Here is a 20,184-nt window from a genome sequence, read left to right as displayed (position 1 = left end):
CGTGACCCGAAAGCACCGCCATGACCTGCGACGATACCCGGAAATCGTTCGGTCGGCCGGGTCACCGGCTCAGTCCTCGGATCCGTCCAGCTCATCGAAGGTCTGCGGGACGCCGAGCCCGCCGGCCTGGCTGAACGGCCAGATGATGACGAAGGCCCGTCCGACGACGTGGTCGACCGGGACGGCCCCGCCCCCGGGGTTGTTCTGGTTCATGCGGGAGTCGTAGGAGATGGCCCGGTGGTCGCCCATCAGCCACAGGTACCCCTCCGGCACCTCGATGGGGCCGAACTCGGTGTGGCTCCCCACGCTGCCCGGGTACAGGTAGGCGTCCTCCTCCAGGGGAACACCGTTGACCAGGATCCGGTTCTGTTCGTCGCAGCACTCCACGGTGTCACCCGGCAGACCGATGACCCGCTTGATGTACTCCTTGCCCGTGGGCGCCGCTCCGAGCTGCTGCTGCACCCACGTGAAGCCGCGGCTGACCGGGTTGGTCGACTCCGGGGGCTGCACGACGGTCGGATCGTCCCACGACCCGTCGCCGTTGAACACGATCACCTCTCCGCGCTCGATGTCGCGGACCTGGTAGACGACCTTGTTCACCAGGACCCGGTCACCCACGAGCAGGGTGTTCTCCATGGACGAAGAGGGGATGTAGAACGCCTGCATCACCCAGGTCCTGATCACGAACGCCAGCACGAGGGCGATCACGATCAGGATGGGGAGTTCCTTCCAGAACGACCCCTTCTTCGCACTGCTCTGGGACTGGCTCATGTCGGCGTCAGCTCTCTCCTCCGGCCCCTGACCAGCGGCGTCGGATACACCACTGGCTCCCAGGCGCTCATGCGTCTGGGAGCCAGTGGCGGAGCTGCGCTCCTCCGGGCCGGGCCGGGCGGAATCCTCGTCCGGGACCGCGTCCGAGCCGAGGTCCCTCTCGTCTTTGCTCATCGGCCGAAAGCCTATCCTGCCGCCCGGCGGGGCGGCATGGTTCCGGCCGGATCAGCCAGAGCCTACTTGTTGACGGGCTCGCGGCGCTCGCGGATGCGGGCGGCCTTGCCGCGCAGGTCGCGCAGGTAGTACAGCTTGGCGCGACGCACGCGACCGCGGGCGACGACCTCGTACTTCTCGACGGCCGGCGTGTGGATGGGGAACGTACGCTCCACGCCCACGCCGTAGCTCACCTTGCGGATGGTGAAGGTCTCGCGGTTGCCCGAGCCCTGACGGCGGATGACGACGCCCTTGAAGACCTGGACACGGGTACGGGTGCCCTCAGTCACGCGGACGTGGACGTTGAGGGTGTCACCGGGACGGAAGTCCGGAATGTCGGTGCGAAGCTGAGCCTTCTCAAGCTCCTGAATGGCGGTGTGCATCTCGCGAATCCTCATCGATAGCGCGCCGCGTCCTGCCCCCCGGCTGCTCCGGGGAGGGGGTGCGCGGGCGAGGCCCTGTTGGGTCTGAACTGTGGAACCACCCGGTGACCGACACAGAGGCCGACGTCGTACCGCCGGCATGCGGATGCCTTGGGGTCACCAGGGGGGAACTCACCCAGTTTGCCACATGATCCCGGCCGTCCCGAACCGGCCGTTCACCACACTCTACGAGCTCGGTGCGGTCCGTTCCTCGGCAAGGACCTCGCGGTCCCGCTTGTCGAGGGCCTCGGCCGGGGTGGCCGCGACCAGGTCGGGCCGGTTGCGGGCGGTCTTGCGCAGCGCCTGGTCACGACGCCAGCGGTCCACCGCCCCGTGGTTGCCGGAGAGCAGCACCGGCGGAACCTCCTGGCCCCGCCACGTGCCGGGCTTGGTGTACACCGGCCCCTCCACCAGGTGTTCCATGCCACCGGAGGCGAAGGAGTCCTGGACGTGAGACTCCCGGTTGCCGAGCACGCCGGGCAGCAGCCGGGTGATGGCCTCCACCATCACCAGCGTGGCCGACTCACCCCCGTTGAGGACGTAGTCACCGATGCTGATCTCCTCGACCGGCATCCGCTCGGCGGCGTCCGCCGCGACCCTGGAGTCGATGCCCTCGTACCGCCCGCAGCCGAACACCAGGTTCTCCTCACCCGCGAGCCGCTCGGCGTCGGCCTGGGTGAAGGGGCGTCCGCTCGGGGTGGGCAGGACCAACCGCGTCGGCCGCCCCGCCACGACCTCGTCGAGTGCCTCACCCCACGGCTCGGGCTTCATGACCATGCCGGGACCGCCGCCGTAGGGGGTGTCGTCCACGGTGTTGTGCCGGTCGTGGGTCCAGTCGCGCAGGTCGTGGACGCGCACGTCGAGCAGGCCCGCCTCGCGCGCCTTACCGATCAGCGAGAGCTCGAGCGGAGCGAAGTAGTCGGGGAAGATGCTGATGATGTCGATGCGCACTGCGTACTCGTTCAGTCGGTGTTCTGGAGGTCGAGCAGGCCGGGCGGCGGGTCGAGCACGATCCGCCCGCCCGCGACGTCGACCTCGGGGACCAGGGCGGCGACGAACGGCACCAGGATCTCGTGCCCGCCGGTCTCGGCGGTGATGACCAGCACGTCCTGCGCGTGGTGGAGGACGTCCTCGACCTCACCCACGGTCGCGCCCTCGGTGGTGACGGCGGTCAGGCCGATGAGTTCGTGGTCGTGGAACTCGTCGGGGTCGTCCAGGGGGGCGATGTCCTCGGAGTCCACGGTGAGGAGGGTGCCGCGCAGCGTCTCGGCGGCGTCGCGGTCGGCCATGCCCTCGAAGCGGATGAGCAGCCTGCCGCTGTGGCGGCGCGTCGAGGCCACCTTGAGCGGACCGGTCGAGGCCGGGTCCGTCTGGAGGACGGCGCCGACGGTGAACCGGGCGTCGGGGTCGTCGGTGCGCACGTCGACGGCGACGTCGCCGCGGATACCGTGCGCGCGGCCGATCCGGCCCACCACGAGTCGCATGAGCAGTGCTTTCCTTTGGTTGTTCCTCGATCCCCGGGTGTCACACGAGGCGTCCCGGCGTCCGGGTCCCCCTCGGTGTCCCCGGGCGGGGAGCCACCCCGGGGAAGACCGTGCCCGGGGCCGTTCACACGGTCCCCGGGCACGAGTGCGGGGCGCCGACCGTCAGCGGTCGGCGCCCCCAGAGGCGCGTCAGCGCACTTCGTTCAGGTCCAACAGGTCCACGCGGACGTACCGGCCGCCAGCGAGGGAGCCGACGACGGTCCGCAGTGCCTTGGCGGTCCGGCCGTTGCGACCGATGACCTTGCCGAGGTCGTCCGGGTGGACCCGGACCTCCAGAACCTTGCCCTTGCGGAGCCGCTTGGCTCTCACCTGGACGTCATCGGAGTTCGTGACGATCCCCTTCACGAGGTGCTCAAGCGCCTCTTCCAGCACGATTAGGCCTCGCCCTCGGACTTCTTCTCAGCCTCGGCGGCCTCGGCGGGCTTGTCGGCCGCCTTGTCCGTCTTCTTCTCGGCCTTCTTGGTCTTCTTCTCCTGACCGGGAAGGACGAGCTCCTTCAGCGCGGCCTGGAAGGCGGCGTCCTGAGCCTCGGGGTCCTTGGCCTCGGCGACCTGGAGCGGCGCCGGAGCGGCCAGGCCCTTGAACTTCTGCCAGTCACCGGTCTTGCGCAGGAGGACCTTCACCGCGTCGGTCGGCTGGGCGCCGACGGACAGCCAGTACTGGGCCCGCTCGGAGTCGACCTCGATGAGGCTCGGGTGCTCCTTGGGGTGGTACTTGCCGATCTCCTCGATCGCCTTGCCGTCACGCTTGTTGCGGGCGTCGGCGACGATGACACGGTACTGGGGCGTACGGATCTTGCCCATACGCTTGAGCTTCAGTTTGACAGCCACTGGAGTGGTCTTCTCCCGTATAACGGTGTTAGCGCCTGATGGGCGACCCACGTGGGGTTGTGGAACCCGTCGAGGCAGGACGTGGGCGGCGGGTTAGTTAGAGGGCTGACCCGGCCACCGTTAGTCGACTACTCATTGTGCCAGACGCGGACGTGTTCCTTGGACAGGACACCGCCGCGCGCGCGGCCCGGTTCGAGAACGACCGCGGCCCGCCCGGGGAGTCCCCGGGCGGGCCGTGGCGGGTGTCACTGTCGCCGTGCCCTACCAGCTACTTCTTCGGCAGCTTGAAGTTGGACAGGTCCGGCATGTTCGGGCCGCCGAAACCGGGCGGGAGGGTGGGCTGGTCGCCGCCACCGCCGCCGAGACCCGGGGGCAGCTGCGGCATCTCCTGGCCGCCCTCCTCCTGGCGCCGCTTGCGCTCGGCGGCGCGGTCGGCCTCCTGCTGGCGGGCCTTCATGGGGTTGCCGCTGCGCTGCTTGCCCTTCTTCGCCTTCTTGGCCTGGGCCTTGGCCTTCTTCTTGTTGCCGCCGCCGCCCATGCCGGGCATGCCGGGCATCCCCGGAATGCCGCCACCGCTCTTCATCTTGCGCATCATCTTCTGCGCCTCGAAGAAGCGGGTGACCAGGCCGTTGACGTCGCTCACCTGCGTGCCGGAACCGTTGGCGATGCGCAGACGGCGGGAGCCGTTGATCATCTTCGGGTTGGCGCGCTCGCCGGGGGTCATCGACTGGATGATCGCCTGGATGCGGTCCAGGTCCTTGTCGTCGATGCCGTCGATCTGCTCGCGCATCTGTCCCATGCCGGGCATCATGCCGAGCAGGTTGCCGATCGGGCCGAGCTTGCGGACCATCGACATCTGCTGGAGGAAGTCGTCCAGCGTGAAGTCGTCGTCCGAGGCCATGGTCGAGGCCATCTTCTCGACCTCGGCCTCGTCGAACGTGCGCTGGGCCTGTTCGATGAGGGTGAGGACGTCACCCATGTCCAGGATGCGCGAGGCCATCCGGTCCGGGTGGAAGAGGTCGAAGTCCTCGAGCTTCTCGCCGGTGGAGGCGAACATGATCGGGCGGCCGGTGAGGTGCCGGATGGACAGGGCCGCACCGCCGCGGGCGTCACCGTCGAGCTTGGTGAGCGCGACCGCGTCGTAGCCGACCCCGTCCAGGAAGGCCTGGGCGGTGTTGACCGCGTCCTGACCGATCATGGCGTCGACGACGAAGAGGATCTCGTCGGGGTTGACCGCGTCGCGGATGTCCGCGGCCTGCTGCATCATCTCGGTGTCCACACCGAGGCGACCCGCGGTGTCGATGATGACGACGTTGTGGTTGTTGCGCCGCGCGTGCTCGATGGACTCGCGGGCCACGTCGACGGGGTTCCCCACGCCGTTGCCGGGCTCGGGAGCGAACACGGGGGTGCCCGCGCGCTCACCGACCACCTGGAGCTGGGTGACGGCGTTGGGGCGCTGGAGGTCGGCGGCGACCAGCAGCGGGGTGTTGCGGTCGGCGGCGAGCCACTTGGCGAGCTTGCCCGCGAGGGTGGTCTTACCGGCGCCCTGGAGACCCGCGAGCATGATCACGGTGGGCGGCGTCTTGCCGAAGCGGATCTGCCGGGTCTCGCCACCGAGGATCTCGACCAGTTCCTCGTTGACGATCCTGATGACCTGCTGGGCGGGGTTGAGGGCCTTGGAGACCTCCTCACCGCGAGCGCGTTCCTTGATCCGCGAGATGAACTCGCGGACCACGGGCAGCGCCACGTCCGCCTCAAGCAGCGCGAGACGGATCTCGCGCGCGGTCGCGTTGATGTCCTCCTCGGACAGCCGCCCCTTGCCGCGCAGCGAGGAGAAGACCGATGTCAGCCGGTCGGAAAGCGTCTCGAACACGAGTTTGGCCAGTCCTTCGTCGTCGGGTTTGACTTCCTAGCCTACCGCCCCGCCGTCACCGGGCACGAAGCCCAGGTCCGGCCGGGACGACCCCCGGCACGGAAGGGCGGGGGACGCGCCCCCGCCCGGTTCCCGCCTCCCGGGCACCCGGACCCGCGCACGGGTCGGGTTCGGGCCTGTGGGGTCGGGGCTACTCGCCCTCGGTCTCCTGCGCCTCGGCGCCCTCGGACTCCTCGGCGCCCTCGCTCTCCTCGGCGTCGCCCGCGAGGGTGGCCTCGCGCTGCTCGGCCAGGGCGGCGAGCATCTCCTCCTGCTGGCCGCCGCTCAGTCCGCGGGTGGACAACCGGGCCTCGCCCTGGATGTCCTCGTAGGTCTTGGGCTCGGAGGTGACGATGTTGTAGTTGGCGTCACAGGAGAGGGCGAGCGAGCCGCCCGCCTCCAGGGAGCCGCTGTCGGAGCACTCCTCGTCACCGATCTGGTCCTGGGTGAAGGTGACGTCCATGCGGACCAGGACCGTGCCGCTGCCCGAGGCGCCGGCGTCGCGGACGGTGCCGGACCAGGTGCAGTGCGGACCGTCGACGCACTCCATCTCGGGCTGGCCGTCCCAGCTCACCTCGATGCGCGCGTCACGTGAGCCGGTGAGCTCCTCCTCGGTGACGGTGGTCAGGTTGTCGTAGAGCTCCTCGGCGGCGGCCTCGTCGGCCTGGGCGATGTCCAGGCGGACCTGCGGCCCGTTCTCACCGCCCTCGGGGACGAGTTCCTCGACCTCGACGCGCAGCACCTGGTTGGTCTCGGCGTCGATCCACAGCTGGTTGCGTTCGCCGTTGAGGTCGACCTTGTAGGCGCGGGTGTCGTCGAGGGTCTCCTCGACGGCCTCGTCGCCCTCCAGACCGATCTCCTCCAGAATGGCCGCGAGCGCGGGCGGGGCCAGCGTGTTCTGCGGGTTGATGCCCGCCTGCGCGGTGGAGGAGCGCACCCAGGCGCCGTCGAACTGGTCGCTGTCGGGTCCGAAGACGTTCTTGTCGAGCCAGAACTCCTCACCGGCGCGCAGGAAGATCTTGCTGTCGGCGGCGATCATCTCCGCCTCGACCCCGTTGGCGCGGACGGTGCCGCTGGTCGCGCCGCCGTCGGCGACGGTCACGGTGGTCTCCTGGATGTCCCCGCCCACGGTGTGGGCGACCTGCCCGTCCGCCGTGAGCGCCGGGTAGTCGGCCAGGTCCGCCAGGGCCTGCTCCAGCAGGGGCGCGGCGTCGACCGGCTCGGCCGTCTCCTCGGCGGGAGCGGGCTCGTCTTCGTCGCCGCCGAAGCCGCATCCGGCCAGTCCCAGCGCGGTGATCGTGCCCACCGCGGCGAGGGCGAGCCGTCCGCGTCCGCGACCCCTGTTGTGCGTAACCGGCGCCATCTTGCCTCCTGACCCCGACCTGTGGGGTGCTGATCCGAATGCGCGTGAAGAAAAGGTCGTGGGAGGGTCCCGGGCGTCTTCCCGCCCTGCCTCTCCGCGACGTGGTGACGCGGGCGGACCTGGCCGGTCGCGTCCGGTGGGCCCCGTGGGTCGGCCCATCCCGGCGCCCTTCGCCGTTCCCCCGAGACCGGGTTGGCCGCCGCACCGCCCAGAAAGGGTATCGAACGCGAGCACGCGCCACTGCCAACACCACTCCATGAACACGCACAAATCATCGGAATCCGCGGCTGCTGGGCGGGCGGAACAGCCACAACGCCAACGGGGCCGACGGGGAGAAATCCCCCGTCGGCCCCTCTGTCCGCCCCACCGTGCCGGTGGATCGGGACCGGTCGCCTCGACGTTGAGAGCTAGGACCCGACCCGCGGTGAGGCAGCCTCCTCGCCCGGAGGCGTCGGCGAGGAGGCCGTCGTTTCCTCCAGCTCGTCGAGCTCGTCGAAGGCGTAGGCCGACTCCGCGTGGAGCTCGTGGTCCAGGCCGTTGGTCTCGACCTCCTCGGCGATACGGAAGCCGATGAGCAGGTCGATGACCTTGGCGATGACCCACGTGACGATGAAGGTGTAGACCATGACGCCGATCACGGAGATCGCCTGCGCCGCGAGGAGGCCGAGGCCACCACCGAAGAACAGGCCCGCGTCCCCGCCGCCGGGCACGGCGGCGGAGGCGATGAACCCGAGGGCGAGGCAGCCGACGATGCCGCCGACCATGTGGATGCCCACGACGTCCAGGGCGTCGTCGTACTTGAAGCGGAACTTCCAGCTGATGGCGTAGGCGCAGATCGCGCCGGACAGGGCGCCGACGATGATCGCGCCGACCGGGGTGACGTTGGCCGCGGAGGGCGTGATGGCGACGAGCCCGGCAATGGCGCCGGAGGCGAAGCCCAGGGCGCTGACCTTGCCGTAACGGAGGCGCTCGACCAGCATCCAGGCGGCGGTCGCGGCGGCGGTGGCGACCTGGGTGTTGACCAGGGCCAGGGCGGCCTGCTCGTTGGCCGCGTAGGCGGAGCCACCGTTGAAGCCGAACCAGCCGAACCACAGCAGGGCCGCGCCGAGCAGGACGAACGGCAGGTTGTGCGGGCGCATCGACTCGGAGCCGAAGCCCTTGCGGCGGCCGAGGACGAGGACCAGGGCCAGGGCCGCGGCCCCGGCGTTGATGTGCACCGCGGTGCCGCCCGCGAAGTCGATGACCTCGGGCAGGCCGGTGAACTCGTGCATGCTGGCGATCCAGCCGCCGCCCCAGACCCAGTGGGCCACGGGGAAGTACACGAGGAGCGCCCAGATCGGGGCGAACAGCAGCCAGGCGCCGAACTTGGCGCGGTCGGCGATGGCGCCGCTGATCAGGGCCACGGTGATGACCGCGAACATCAGCTGGAAGCCCGCGTCGACGAGCAGCGGGTAGCCGCCGTCGGTGCCGTCCATCGGCTCGACCTCGGTCATGATGCTGCTGAGGCCGACGTAGTCGAAGCCTCCGACGAACATCTCCAGGGCGCCGTGGCCGGGCGCGTAGGTCAGTGAGTGGCCCACCAGGACCCACAGGACGCTGATGATGGCGATGCTGCCGAAGCTCATCAGCATCATGTTGAGGACGCTCTTGGCCCGCGACATGCCTCCGTAGAAGAAGGCCAGGCCCGGGGTCATGAGCATCACCAGCGCGGCGCTCATCAGCAGCCACGCGGTGTTGCCTGAGTCAATCATTTCGTCGCCTCCGTTGCACGGACGGGGGATGGTCGTGAGATGCGGCGGTCAGCGAGCGCGTCTTCGGGCCCGATGCGCTGGCCACGGCGACCACCTTCCGGCCCGGGTGTTTCCCGACCGGACCCGACGTGTTGCGGAGGCGTAAAAGGGCGGCTCGGAGTGTTAAGCCGCCATGAACAAGCCGTGCTCGGAGGACGAACGACGAACGGCCGGACCCCCGTGTCACGGGTGTCCGGCCGTCTGGTGCTCGTGGTGCCCCCGGGTCAGCCGAGGATGGCGTCCACGAAGACCTCGGGGTCGAAGGGAGCGAGGTCGTCGGGGCCCTCGCCGAGTCCGACGAGCTTGACGGGGACGCCCAGCTCTCGCTGGACCTGGACGATGATGCCGCCCTTGGCGGTGCCGTCGAGCTTGGTCAGGGCGATGCCGGTGACGTTGACGACCTCGGCAAACACGCGCGCCTGGCGCAGTCCGTTCTGGCCGGTGGTGGCGTCCAGGACGAGCAGGACCTCGTCGACCCGGGACTTCTTCTCCACCACGCGCTTGACCTTGCCCAGCTCGTCCATCAGGCCGGTCTTGGTGTGCAGGCGCCCGGCGGTGTCGATGATCACGGTGTCCGCGCCGTCGTCGATGCCGCGGGCGACGGCGTCGAAGGCCACGCTGGCGGGGTCGGCGCCCTCCTCCTTGCGCACGACCGGCGCGCCGACCCGGCTGCCCCAGGTCTGGAGCTGTTCGGTGGCGGCGGCGCGGAAGGTGTCGGCGGCTCCGAGCACGACGCTGCGGCCGTCACCGACCAGGACGCGGGCGAGCTTGCCGGTGGTGGTGGTCTTGCCGGTGCCGTTGACGCCCACGATCATGATGACCGCCGGGCGGTCGCCGTGGGGTTCGGTGCGCACGGCGCGGTCGGCGTCGGTGTTGATCTGCTTGAGGAGTTCCTCGCGGAGCAGGGCGCGGACCTCGTCGGTCTCGCGGGTGCCGAGCACCTTGACGCGGGTGCGCAGGTTCTCCACGATCTGGGTGGCCGAGGCGACACCGATGTCGGCGGTGATGAGGGTGTCCTCGATCTCCTCCCAGGTGTCCTCGTCCAGGTTCTTGGAGGAGAGCAGGCTGAGCAGCCCCTGGCCGAAGGAGCTCTGTGAGCGGGCCAGGCGGGCGCGCAGGCGGACCATGCGCCCGGCGGACGGGGGCGGGGTCTCGATCTCGGGGGCGGTGGGTTCGGCCGGGGCCGGGGCGGCCGCCTCCTCGGCCGGAGGCGCGTGGGCGGGGGGCGTCTGGGCCGCTCCCCCGTCCTTCTCACGGTCCTCTTCGAGGGCGGTGGCCCCGGTTTCCCTGGTGACCTCGGGCTTGGCTTCTTCCTTACCCGGCTTGACCGAGCGTCCGGCCCTGACCAGGAAGAACCCACCAACCGCCAGGAGGGCGACGACGACGATGATGCTGACGAGCAAGGTGATGTCCATAGCGTTCACCAGTCTCCCAGAGTGTCCGACGCGTTCGCGTCACGCCCCGGTGGCGTGCCGGGAACGATGCTGGTGGGGGTGTTCGGCGCCTCAGGTGCCACGGTGGCGGGTGGTGCGCAGGATGATGACGAAGAAGGGTGCGCCGAGGAAGGCGGTGACCACCCCGATGGGGAGTTCGGCGGGAGCGACGATGGTGCGCGCCACGATGTCCACCAGGACGAGGAAGGCGCCGCCCATCAGCACGGTGACGGGCAGGATCGCCCGGTAGTTGGAGCCCACGAGGCGGCGCACGACGTGCGGGACGACGATGCCGACGAACCCGATCAGCCCGCTCACGGAGACGGCGGCGGCGGTGGCCAGGGAGGCGGCGGCGATCACGACCATCCGCACGGCCACGGGGTTGAGGCCGAGGCTGACCGCCTTGTCGTCGCCCAGGGCGAGCATGTCCAGCAGGTAGCCGGAGAGCAGCAGGACGAGCAGTCCGACGATCGCGTACGGGGCGATGAGGCGGACGTCGTCCCAGCCGCCCCGGCCGAGTCCGCCCAGCAGCCACGCGTAGATGCGTTGGAGCTGGTCCACGCCCATCTGCTGGACGAGGGTCTGAGCGGCGGAGAGGAACGAGGAGACCGCCACCCCGGCCAGGACCAGGGCCGCGGTGCCCCCTCCCCCGGCGGTGGAGCCGAGCAGGTAGGCGGCGGCCACCCCGGCCAGCGCGCCGACGAAGGCGGCCACCGGGACGAGGGCGCGCGGGTCGGCGAGCACCTCGTGGCCGAAGACCATGACCATGGTGGCGCCCAACCCGGCCCCGGCCGCGGCGCCGAGGAGGAAGGGGTCAGCGAGCGGGTTGCGGAAGACGCCCTGGTAGGCGCCGCCCGCGGTGGCCAGCAGGGCGCCGACGAGGGCGCCCATCACCACCCGGGGCAGGCGCAGTTCCATGAGGAGCGCCTCCTGCCGTTCGGTGAGCGGCGTCTCGACCGCCCCGAACGGCAGGAGGCTGAGCAGGTGGCGGAGGATGTCGCCGGCGGAGATCGAGGCGGCCCCCGCCGCGACGCCGAGGACCCCGGCCGCGAACAGGGCGACCGCGCCGCCCAGCATCCAGCCCAGGGGAACCCCGAAGCCCTTCACGTCCCGCTCTCCTCGCTCTCGTCCCCGTTCGCCCGGGCGTGCGGCCCGTGCGGCTCCGGACCTACTTCTGGGCGGTCTCGACGACCGCGTCGCCCACGGACTGGGCGAAGTCGACCACGCGCGGTCCCCAGCGGGAGGCGATGTCGGTGTCGAGGAGGTGGACCGAGCCGGTCTCGACGGCGGAGACGGTGTCGTAGGCCGGGCGCTCCTCCACCGCCTCGACGGCGGACTCGTCACCGTAGGAGAGGAAGATGAGGTCGGGGTCCTCCTCGACCACGAACTCCGGGGACAGCTGCGGGTAGCCGCCGCTCTCGCCGTCGTCCGCCTGGTCCGCGATGTTCACCAGTCCGAAGGAGTCGTAGATCTGTCCGGCGAAGGTGCCGGAGGTGGCGGAGAAGAGGGTGTCGTCGAGCTCCTGGTAGAAGGTGAGCTCGCTGTCACCGATCTCGGCGCAGACGGACTCGACGATCCCGTTGAACTCGTCCTCGATCCGGTCGGCCTCGGTGTCGGCCTCCTCGGTCTTCCCGGTGACGTCCCCGAGCAGGCGGATCTGGGCGTAGACGTCCTCCAGGTCGGCGGCGCCGGGCAGGACCAGGGTGGGGATGTCGACAGCGCCGAGCTGGTCGGCGGTGTCGACGGCGCTGTCAGCGAGGATCACCAGGTCGGGGTCGTACTCGCTGATCGCCTCGACGTTGGGCGTGAAGCCGCTGAGGTCCGTGGTGGGGGCCTCGTCGGGGTAGTTGGAGTAGTCGTCGACCGCCTCGACCTGGTCGCCGGCGCCGATGGCGAAGAGCATCTCGGTGTTGCTCGGCGAGAGGGAGACGATGCGCTCGGGGGCGGCGTCGACGGTGACCTCCCCGACCATGTCGGCCACGGTGACGGGGAAGGTCCCGTCGCCGACGGTCGCGCGGTCGGCCGCGGGCTCGGGGGCCCCGCACTCGGCGGAGGCGGTCTCGGTCTCCTGCGTCGGCTCGGACTCGGACTCGGGGTCGGTGGTGCCGCAGGCGGTGAGGGCGAGGGTGGCGCCCAGGAGTGCGATGGGGAGTTGGCGGGCGATCCGCACGGTGCGGTGCTCCTTCAGTGAGCAGGGGAAGAGCACGGCCCGGTCGGGGACGGCCGGTCCTTCCCACGAGGACGGGGTTCGTCGGTGCCGAGGAGGCGACCTGGCTCGTCCCCGCGCACGCGCGGGGCATCACAGTTGCGGGGCAGCGCCGGATTGCGCGGGCCGTGGTGGCCGCGGGACCGGACTTCGCTCGTTCGACACCCGTCGCACCGCCGGAGGGCGGCACAACCCCTTCACTCTACTCGGCGGCACTCCCGGACTCCGGCTGCACCTCAGCGACCTCCGCTTGGGCGCGCACACCGCTCCCACCTGGGCTTTTCGTGGGACCGTGCGGGCAGCGAAACTCGGGACCGAGTGTGACCACCGGAATTTATGGTGCCCTTTCGACCCACAAGAGCTTTATGTCCTCTTTATTGGGAGATGAGGCTCCAGAGGAACTTGAACCACATGAATCCATTGTGTGGCCATATTGATCCTCACAGCACATTGACACCTCTATCGCACAAGGCAATGATCTCGTTGCCATGCGCGCCGATTATCCGATCACGGACAACCTGCGGCGTATCCCCCCGTGCGCGTTCCTCCGCACCCGGGGTGCGCCGTTCCCCCGGTGTCCTGAGGCGCGCACGAGAAGGGATGTGTTGACAAGGTGGCACGCAACCTGTCACGCCTGGCACCGATCGCCGGGCTGACACTGATCGCGGGACTCGTCGCGGTCACACCGGCAGGCGCCGACGAGGGCTCGGAACTCGCACCGCTCCACCCGGCGCCCACCGCGGAGAACGGCGAACTGACCCACCAGGTCCAGGACCTGTGGTTCATCGAACTGGAGAGCCCGCCCACCGCCGAGGGAACGGCCTCAGCGCTCGTCGAGGACGAACAGGCCGAGTTCCGCTCCGAGGCCGACGAGTTCGGCCTCCAGTACACCGAGCGGCTGTCCTTCAGCGAACTGTGGAACGGCCTCTCCGTGGAGATGGACGACGCCCAGGTGAGCACGGCCCGGGAGATCCCCGGCGTCGCCGCCATCCACCCGGTCGTCCGCCACGAGATCCCGGACTTCGACGACAGCTCGCCCGAGATGGACACCGCCCTCGGCATGACCGGCGCGGACATCGTCCAGAGCGAACTCGGACTGTCCGGTGAGGGCCTGCGCGTGGCCGTCATGGACACCGGCGTCGACTACACGCACCCCGACCTCGGCGGCCCGGGCGGCTTCCCGTCCGAGCGCGTGGTCGCCGGACACGACTTCGTCGGCGACGACTTCAACGCGAGCGTCCCGGCGAGGAACCACCCCGTCCCCGACGACGACCCGCAGGACTGCAACGGCCACGGCACCCACGTCGCGGGCATCATCGGCGCCCAGGGCCAGGTCACCGGCGTCGCGCCCGACGTCGTCTTCGGCGCCTACAAGGTGTTCGGCTGCACCGGCTCCACCACCTCCGACATCATGATCGCGGCCATGGAACAGGCGCTGGCCGACGACATGGACGTGCTCAACATGAGCGTGGGCTCGGCCCACACGTGGCCCCAGTACCCGACCGCCGTCGCCTCGGACAACCTGGTCGACGAGGGCATGGTGGTCGTGGCCTCCATCGGCAACGAGGGCGCCTCCGGCCTGTACTCCGCCGGGGCCCCGGGCCTGGGAGCCGACGTCATCGGCGTCGCCGCCTACGACAACACGCACATCCGCGCCAACGCCGCGGAGGTCACCCAGAGCGGCGAGACCATCGCCTACATGGAGATGGACGACGCCGTCCTGCCGCCCACCTCCGGCGAGACCGACGAACTCGTGTACGTCGGACGGGGCTGTCTGGCCGCGGGCGACGAGCTGGAGGGGGACCCCGAGGGCCGTACCGCGCTCATGGTGCGCGGCGAGTGCACCTTCGGTGAGAAGTACGACGCCGCGCTGGCCGCCGGTGCCACCGGTGTCGTCATCCACAACAACCTGCCCGGCATGTTCGCGGGCGGCGGCATCGTCGACCAGGGCGCGTTCTCCGTGGGCGTCTCCGACGAGGCCGGTGCGCACCTGCGCGAGCTGCTGGAGGGCGGCGAGTCCGTCACCCTCACCTGGACCGGCGAGGAGACCACGATCCCCAACCCGACCGGGGGTCTGATCAGCAGCTTCAGCTCCTACGGCTTGTCTGCCGACCTGGACATCAAGCCGGACCTGGGCGCCCCCGGCGGTCTGATCAACTCCACGTACCCGATGGCCAAGGGCGGCTACGCGACCATCAGCGGCACCTCGATGTCGTCCCCGCACGTCGCGGGCGGCGTCGCCCTGCTGTTGGAGGCCCGTCCGGACCTGGCCGCGCACGACGTGCGCGACGTCCTCCAGAACACCGCCGACCCCACCGCCTGGTGGGGCAACCCGGACCTGGGTGCCCTGGACAACGTCCACCGCCAGGGCGCGGGCATGCTCGACGTCCCCGGTTCGATCCTGACCACCACGGGCCTGTCCCCCGCGAAGCTGCCCCTGGGCGCCACCGAGGGACCCGTGACCGAGACCGTCACCATCACCAACGGCGGGGACGAGCAGGCCACCTACGAGATCGCCCACGCTCCCGCGCTGGGCACGCACGGCAATACCTTCGCGCCGTCCTTCAACGACGCCTACGCCCAAGCCGACCTCAGCGAGGACAAGGTGACCCTGGGCCCCGGCGAGTCCGCAGAGGTCGAGGTGACCGTAACGCCGCCCGCGCGTGAGTACGCGCAGATGCTCTACGGCGGCTACGTCGAGGTCACCGAGGTGGGTGGTGCGGCGGAGACCGGCACCGTCCGTGTTCCGTACGCCGCCTACAACGGCGACTACCAGGAGATCGAGGCGATGACCCCGATCACCGACGCCAACGGGAACGTGCACGAGCTGCCGTGGTTGACCCGCATCTCCCAGTGCGAGGTCTTCACCGGCCTGGAGTGCGCCGACACCGGCGGCGGAACCTTCCGGAACCAGCCCGACGGCGCCACCTTCTCGATGGACTGGGTGGACGGTCTGCCGGACGTGCCGTACGTGATCGCGCACTTCGACCACCACGTCACCCGGCTGGAGATGACGGTCGTCGACGAGCGCACCGGCCGCCCGGTCCACCCGGACCGCAACGTCGCCGTCAGCGTCGACCACGTCAACCGCAGCGCCACCAGCACCGCCTTCTTCAGCTACGTCTGGGACGGCACCGTGGTGGACTCGCGCAACCGGGTGACCGACGTCCGCGACGGGGACTACCGCCTGCGGGCCCGGGCGCTGAAGGCGCTCGGTGACCCGGAGAACCCGGACCACTGGGAGACCTGGACCTCCCCGGTCATCACCATCGACCGGGGCTGATCCGGCTCGGTGAACGTGGCGGGGCCGTCTCCCCTTGGGAGGCGGCCCCGCCCGCGTGTGGGTGCGGGCACGGGCGGGTCACCGGCCGGGCGTACACTGCGGGACCTGGACGGATCGCCCTGTGTCTCCCGCTCCGAAAGGACCCACCGACCCATGGCCGGATTCTTCGACCGCTTCCGCAAGCCCGAGCCGGAGCCCGTACGCGCGGAGTTCACCCGGGAGGGGTACGAGGAGGTGCTGGGTCTCCTGAGGACCGACCGCCAGATCCTGGCGATCAAGAGGATTCGGGAACTCACCGGGATGGGGCTACTGGAGGCCAAGAACCTCTCCGAGGCCATCGAGGCGGGGCGGTGGGCGCCCGCTCCGGACGGGAGCCTGGCCGACCGGGTGCGTGAGCTGGTGTCACAGGACCGTGTGGCGGACGCCGTTCGGATGGTGGCTCAGGAGACCGGGATGACCGAGGACGAGGCGTCCCGGTTCATCGGAAGCCTCGACCAGGGTTAGTGGACTGATCGCGGAGCGTGGAGCTCGGTTGATCCGACGCGGGTGTCCTGCGGCCTAGAGGCGCACGGCCGCCACGAACGCCTCCCACTCACGAGCGGACGCGTCCAGGTGGCCGAGGTGGCGGTTCTGCGTGTCCCGCACGGCAGCGCCCTGCTCCGTGGCGCGAGCCTCCACACAGTTCCCACCTTGACCATTGCTGTAGCTGGACTTCTTCCAACCATCGATCATCATATGATGCCTCGATCCCTTCCACTTGGTACGGAACTCCAAAGCTGGCCAAGGCCGGTTCACGTGCCCTCAGAGGCGGACAACCGCCACGAACACCTCCCACTCACGAGCGGACACGTGCAGGCTGCCCAGGTGTCGATGCTGGGTATCCCGCACCGCAGCACCCCCAGCCCGGTCGCACAGGCTTCCACACAGTTGCCACCAGTGCCGTTGCTGTACGAAGACTTGCGCCAGTCCGTCATCGGAATTCCTCCTCTTTCTTCCTCAGCAGGATCGGTGTTGCGTCCGAGATCGACCTCCGGACTTCATCTCACCCAACAGCTTCAACATCTCGAACGCCACATCCACGATCTCATCCTCTCGGGATCTCTCCAGAAGAAGGCTTTTCCGCAGGTAGTCGAGCGTCACGCCCCAGAGGTGCTGCCGGTGCCATTGTTACGCATGAGGACCTCGGGTCTTTGGTCCTGGAGTTGTTTCTCCTCGACAGGTAGCCTGAACAGGCACAACATAAACCGGACCCCGCCAACATCACTGGCGGGGTCCGGTCGCGCTTACGGCTACGAAACCATGGCCCTCAGGAAGGCCGTCCACTCCGCAGTCTGAGCTTCCAGATAACCAAGTTCGCGGTTCTGGGTGTCGCGGATGTACGTGACTAGCCCCTCTGCCACCTCAACGCAGTTACCTCCGTTGGCGCTGTAACTGGACTTGTGCCAGTCGCCTGCCTTGTTACTGCTCATGTCATGGTCCTCAGAGCTTCGAGCGAGTGAGAGAGCGGCAGAGACGCGGCCAGCGCGTTTGTGGCCTGGGCCTCCAGCCGTTCGTGAGTGTGATCCTCAAGGGTCACGTTACCGTCCGCATGATCGGTCACGACCGCCAGTTCGCCACCCTGCATACGGAAGAGCATCACCGGGCTCGTGGGGCCAAGCAACAGTGTCTCCTCAGGAACCAGGTGCACCGAGACACGTCCGGAGTTGACCCACTCGATGAGATAGGCAGCCTGTACCGCTGGAAGCTCGCCGGGGAGCGCCCGCACTGCCGAGGCGGGGAAGACAGCGACCACCTGCAAGTCGGGCAGTTCCATGAGCCGGTTCGTACGAAGAGAGACGAGCTGATCCAGCTCGTCGTCAGTTGCCAGCCGTTGAGCGTTCTTAAAGAGGAGTCGCGCGAGCTCTGGGCACTGTAGGTAGCCAGGGACCATCGCAGGTGTGACCACCATGAGATGACGTGCACCTGGCTCTATGGATTTGAGGTTGCGGGCCCATTCGGGGAGACCCGTGCCGTCGATGGTTTGCCTGTGGGCCATCAACAGCTTCTTGGTTGCGTTCTCGACACCGTACTTCTCGAGCGTCGCACCCAAAAGTTCCACATTGTCCCGTTTTGGAAGCCCACTGCCTCGTTCCCACCGATTGACACTGGCTTTGGACGTTTTGCTTTCAATACCCAGATCGCCCTGCCCCAGCGGAGTCAGTAGGCGCAGCGTGACCAGGCAGGATTGGAACGGCGTACTTATCTTTTGATCCTGGGGGGCATTCATACAACACAATTTATCAAACCAGCCTCACCAAGGACCGATTGTTTCCGAGATCACCTCGAAGACTTTGAGACCAAGCCTTGGGACCCGCAGTCTTGCTCTCAGCAACCACGCACACCCCCAGCGTGAGACTCAAGAGTCTAGAAAAGCCCCGGTGGCCAACGTCGAGAGCGACCACCCGGGCCCAAGACCCACCCCGAAGTACCCGAGGTGAGACAGATGCGGGCTATCCAGAACCACTCCAGGACAACAAACACCCATTTCGGGCGTTATCCCCGTGCGCTCCGATTCTCTGAGCCAGCACGTCACGGAATCCTGCTCGCACCCACTCGCGAGTACCGAGCCCTTTCCGCCTGGTGTCGGAACATGCTTCCCGTTCAGGGGACCCGGCTGGCCCGCATCACACGCATCCTCGTCACCAACTCCCACCAGCACTCCCGGTCGGGCCTGCCCGGCGGAACCGTCCGAGTGGTCCTGGACCAGTCCCGACCGCTACTCCCCCACCTCTACGTCACGGATCAAGGACCGCGAGACACCGTCCGGCCGCAGTACCCGCAGCTCAACTCCCGAGAAAGCGCCTCCGGCCTGGCGGTCCTCAACCGCCTCGCCCTCTCCTGGAACCCCTCCTGGACATGGGACGGCCACCGCATCCAGCAGACCACCGTCGAGGTTGTCCTCGACCTCAGCTGACCCACCACCCTCACCTCCCGCCACACACGGGAGTCGAACCGCATTTCCCGGTGGGACGCCCACCCTTCACACCCGTGCATCACCAACCACTCTCAAGAGAACTGGACGAATATGAGCGCTGACCGCCTGCCGCCTCGACCTGGGTGGTTCACCCGAGTACTCACCAACCCCCGCTGCACCACTGCCGGTTCTCGTGGTCCGTTGATCCCCTCGCCCAGGAGGCCGATCGACTCCATCCCCTTGCAGGTCCTGGGAGCCGTCCTGTCCGGGCTTCGACGGTTGGCGGTGGCCACGTGAGCGTGTTCTCCCCCGAACTGACCACCCGCGAGGCGACGGTCCCTCTGGCGAGCTTCATCAAGCCGTTCCACGCCCACTACTTCTTCCGCACCGTGGACACCCCGTTCCGTAAGCGCAAGTACTCCTTCGCCGGACTCCCCGGCCTCATGCCCCTGGTCCGCGCGTTCCTGGACACCAGCGCCGCCGAACGCTCCACCGACTACCGATACCTGTTCACGCTGCTCGGATCTGAGCTGGCCAACAACGCCATCGCCCACTCGCTCTCCAGCGAACACGGCCAGACCTACTCACTCACCGTCGACCGAGGCGCGAACGGCATGACGCTGACCTGCCAGGACCAGGGCACCCGCCACCCCACGACCCCCGGGCCCCTTACCGCTACCGACCTCGCCACCCTGGCCCCCGACGCGGGTCCGGGCAGCGGCCGAGGCCTCGGTCTGGTCAACGCGCTGGCGGACCGATGGGGAGATAACGGCAACCCGAAGTTCCGACAGGTCTGGTTCCACCTGTCCTACGACCTCACCCACAACCCATGGACCCAGATCGAGGGAGCACAGTGATGTTGGACATCGACACCCGGGACCTGTTGGCCGTGGCCGAAGACGCCCTGACCGCTCCATGCCACCTGACCCCGGCGCAGGTGGACGTGTGGCACAACCACACCCTGCGCAACCGCATCCCCCTGGTCCTGGAAGCCCTACGCATCGCGCGGGAGGAGAGCGATGGGGAACTGGCGGTCCGGTTGATCGACCAGGCCATCCACGACCACCCCGCACCCACACGGATACCCGGCAACCGGCCCGTAGCGCGCACCGTCCCGAAACACAAGGACTCCAATCCCGGGCTCCCGGTCCCCGAACACGTCCTCTGCACCCTGCTGCACAAGCACTGGAACATGACCGTGGAGGGCCAGGTTCCCCACGAGACTTTCGTGGCCCGCCGCCCCCTGGGCTGGACCGGCGACGGCGACCCCTACGAGCGCATCACCGCACCCAACCGCACCGAACTCCTCAGGCTGCTCGCTCACCGCCACCTGGGCGTCCACAAGCGCGACCCCGAACCCCCGGGTGCTGCCTGAGAGCCCCCGAAGCCCTTCCATGAAAAAGCTCTGGCGGGTGCACCAACACCCCCAGAGCAGGCCGACAAGCACCACCCGTTCAAGAGAAG

The 20,184-nt window shown here is 68.9% G+C and carries 21 protein-coding genes; 5 read left to right on the top strand and 16 right to left on the bottom strand.

From position 1 onward, the window contains the following. Positions 1–69: 69 nt before the first annotated feature. From lepB to D452_RS0120210, 12 genes are all read right to left on the bottom strand, one after another. A complete protein-coding gene (gene lepB / locus D452_RS0120265; RefSeq protein ID WP_026129500.1) occupies positions 70–945 on the bottom strand; it encodes a signal peptidase I in 876 nt (291 codons plus the stop codon). 62 nt (positions 946–1,007) lie between these two features. Next, positions 1,008–1,367, bottom strand: a complete 360-nt coding sequence (gene rplS, locus D452_RS0120260) for a 50S ribosomal protein L19 (RefSeq protein ID WP_017545971.1) — start codon at positions 1,365–1,367, stop codon at positions 1,008–1,010. 225 nt (positions 1,368–1,592) lie between these two features. Beyond that, positions 1,593–2,357, bottom strand: coding sequence for a tRNA (guanosine(37)-N1)-methyltransferase TrmD (trmD, locus tag D452_RS0120255; RefSeq protein ID WP_017545970.1), 765 nt, complete (start codon positions 2,355–2,357; stop codon positions 1,593–1,595). An 11-nt stretch (positions 2,358–2,368) separates the two neighbouring features. Then, positions 2,369–2,890, bottom strand: coding sequence for a ribosome maturation factor RimM (rimM, locus tag D452_RS0120250; protein WP_017545969.1), 522 nt, complete (start codon positions 2,888–2,890; stop codon positions 2,369–2,371). A gap of 189 nt (positions 2,891–3,079) precedes the next feature. Beyond that, positions 3,080–3,322 (bottom strand): RNA-binding protein, encoded by a 243-nt coding sequence (locus D452_RS0120245; protein WP_026129499.1) that lies wholly within the window; start codon positions 3,320–3,322, stop codon positions 3,080–3,082. A gap of 2 nt (positions 3,323–3,324) precedes the next feature. Next, positions 3,325–3,780: a 30S ribosomal protein S16 gene (rpsP, locus tag D452_RS0120240; protein ID WP_026129498.1), complete on the bottom strand. Its 456-nt coding sequence runs from the start codon at positions 3,778–3,780 to the stop codon at positions 3,325–3,327. A gap of 268 nt (positions 3,781–4,048) precedes the next feature. After that, positions 4,049–5,653 carry a signal recognition particle protein gene (ffh, locus tag D452_RS0120235; protein WP_017545966.1) on the bottom strand — a complete coding sequence of 535 codons (1,605 nt, stop codon included), beginning with the start codon at positions 5,651–5,653 and terminating at the stop codon, positions 4,049–4,051. 190 nt (positions 5,654–5,843) lie between these two features. Beyond that, on the bottom strand, positions 5,844–7,055 hold the full coding sequence (locus D452_RS0120230) for a LolA-like protein (RefSeq protein WP_017545965.1): 1,212 nt from the start codon (positions 7,053–7,055) through the stop codon (positions 5,844–5,846). 407 nt (positions 7,056–7,462) lie between these two features. Continuing rightward, complete coding sequence (locus D452_RS0120225) at positions 7,463–8,806, bottom strand: ammonium transporter (protein ID WP_017545964.1); 1,344 nt, start codon at positions 8,804–8,806, stop codon at positions 7,463–7,465. A gap of 263 nt (positions 8,807–9,069) precedes the next feature. After that, the gene (ftsY, locus tag D452_RS0120220; RefSeq protein ID WP_017545963.1) at positions 9,070–10,260 is read right to left on the bottom strand and encodes a signal recognition particle-docking protein FtsY; all 1,191 of its coding nucleotides are present in this window, start codon (positions 10,258–10,260) and stop codon (positions 9,070–9,072) included. A gap of 90 nt (positions 10,261–10,350) precedes the next feature. Then, a complete protein-coding gene (locus D452_RS0120215) occupies positions 10,351–11,355 on the bottom strand; it encodes a FecCD family ABC transporter permease (protein WP_394297095.1) in 1,005 nt (334 codons plus the stop codon). A gap of 91 nt (positions 11,356–11,446) precedes the next feature. Then, the gene (locus D452_RS0120210) at positions 11,447–12,448 is read right to left on the bottom strand and encodes an ABC transporter substrate-binding protein (protein WP_026129497.1); all 1,002 of its coding nucleotides are present in this window, start codon (positions 12,446–12,448) and stop codon (positions 11,447–11,449) included. A 649-nt stretch (positions 12,449–13,097) separates the two neighbouring features. Between D452_RS0120210 and D452_RS0120205 the strand changes: the two genes are divergently transcribed. Beyond that, entirely contained in the window at positions 13,098–15,767 is a 2,670-nt protein-coding gene (locus D452_RS0120205; protein WP_017545960.1) for a S8 family serine peptidase, read from the top strand. Positions 15,768–15,920: 153 nt separating this feature from the next. Continuing rightward, a complete protein-coding gene (locus D452_RS0120200) occupies positions 15,921–16,271 on the top strand; it encodes a hypothetical protein (RefSeq protein ID WP_017545959.1) in 351 nt (116 codons plus the stop codon). A 54-nt stretch (positions 16,272–16,325) separates the two neighbouring features. On the opposite strand, the gene D452_RS29820 is transcribed toward D452_RS0120200, so the two are convergent. The 4 genes from D452_RS29820 to D452_RS0120185 form a co-directional block, all read right to left on the bottom strand. After that, complete coding sequence (locus D452_RS29820; RefSeq protein ID WP_083927577.1) at positions 16,326–16,502, bottom strand: DUF397 domain-containing protein; 177 nt, start codon at positions 16,500–16,502, stop codon at positions 16,326–16,328. A gap of 66 nt (positions 16,503–16,568) precedes the next feature. Then, positions 16,569–16,655 carry a DUF397 domain-containing protein gene (locus D452_RS31985; protein WP_394297094.1) on the bottom strand — a complete coding sequence of 29 codons (87 nt, stop codon included), beginning with the start codon at positions 16,653–16,655 and terminating at the stop codon, positions 16,569–16,571. 401 nt (positions 16,656–17,056) lie between these two features. Further along, on the bottom strand, positions 17,057–17,236 hold the full coding sequence (locus D452_RS0120190) for a DUF397 domain-containing protein (protein ID WP_026129496.1): 180 nt from the start codon (positions 17,234–17,236) through the stop codon (positions 17,057–17,059). Further along, the gene (locus tag D452_RS0120185) at positions 17,233–18,033 is read right to left on the bottom strand and encodes a Scr1 family TA system antitoxin-like transcriptional regulator (RefSeq protein ID WP_239646424.1); all 801 of its coding nucleotides are present in this window, start codon (positions 18,031–18,033) and stop codon (positions 17,233–17,235) included. The genes D452_RS0120190 and D452_RS0120185 overlap by 4 nt, the downstream gene beginning before the upstream one ends. A gap of 363 nt (positions 18,034–18,396) precedes the next feature. Between D452_RS0120185 and D452_RS29295 the strand changes: the two genes are divergently transcribed. The 3 genes from D452_RS29295 (at position 18,397) to D452_RS0120170 (ending at position 20,095) form a co-directional block, all read left to right on the top strand. After that, positions 18,397–18,720, top strand: coding sequence for an ATP-binding protein (locus D452_RS29295; RefSeq protein ID WP_017545955.1), 324 nt, complete (start codon positions 18,397–18,399; stop codon positions 18,718–18,720). 293 nt (positions 18,721–19,013) lie between these two features. Next, complete coding sequence (locus tag D452_RS0120175) at positions 19,014–19,577, top strand: ATP-binding protein (RefSeq protein ID WP_017545954.1); 564 nt, start codon at positions 19,014–19,016, stop codon at positions 19,575–19,577. Then, positions 19,577–20,095 carry a hypothetical protein gene (locus D452_RS0120170; RefSeq protein ID WP_017545953.1) on the top strand — a complete coding sequence of 173 codons (519 nt, stop codon included), beginning with the start codon at positions 19,577–19,579 and terminating at the stop codon, positions 20,093–20,095. Before D452_RS0120175 ends, D452_RS0120170 begins: the two co-directional genes overlap by 1 nt. Positions 20,096–20,184 lie beyond the last annotated feature (89 nt).

Source organism: Nocardiopsis prasina DSM 43845, from assembly GCF_000341265.1.
In the GTDB taxonomy this organism is placed as follows: domain Bacteria; phylum Actinomycetota; class Actinomycetes; order Streptosporangiales; family Streptosporangiaceae; genus Nocardiopsis; species Nocardiopsis prasina.
The sequence above is the reverse complement of the archived record's forward strand: the minus strand, read 5'-3'. Positions and strand labels throughout refer to the sequence as shown.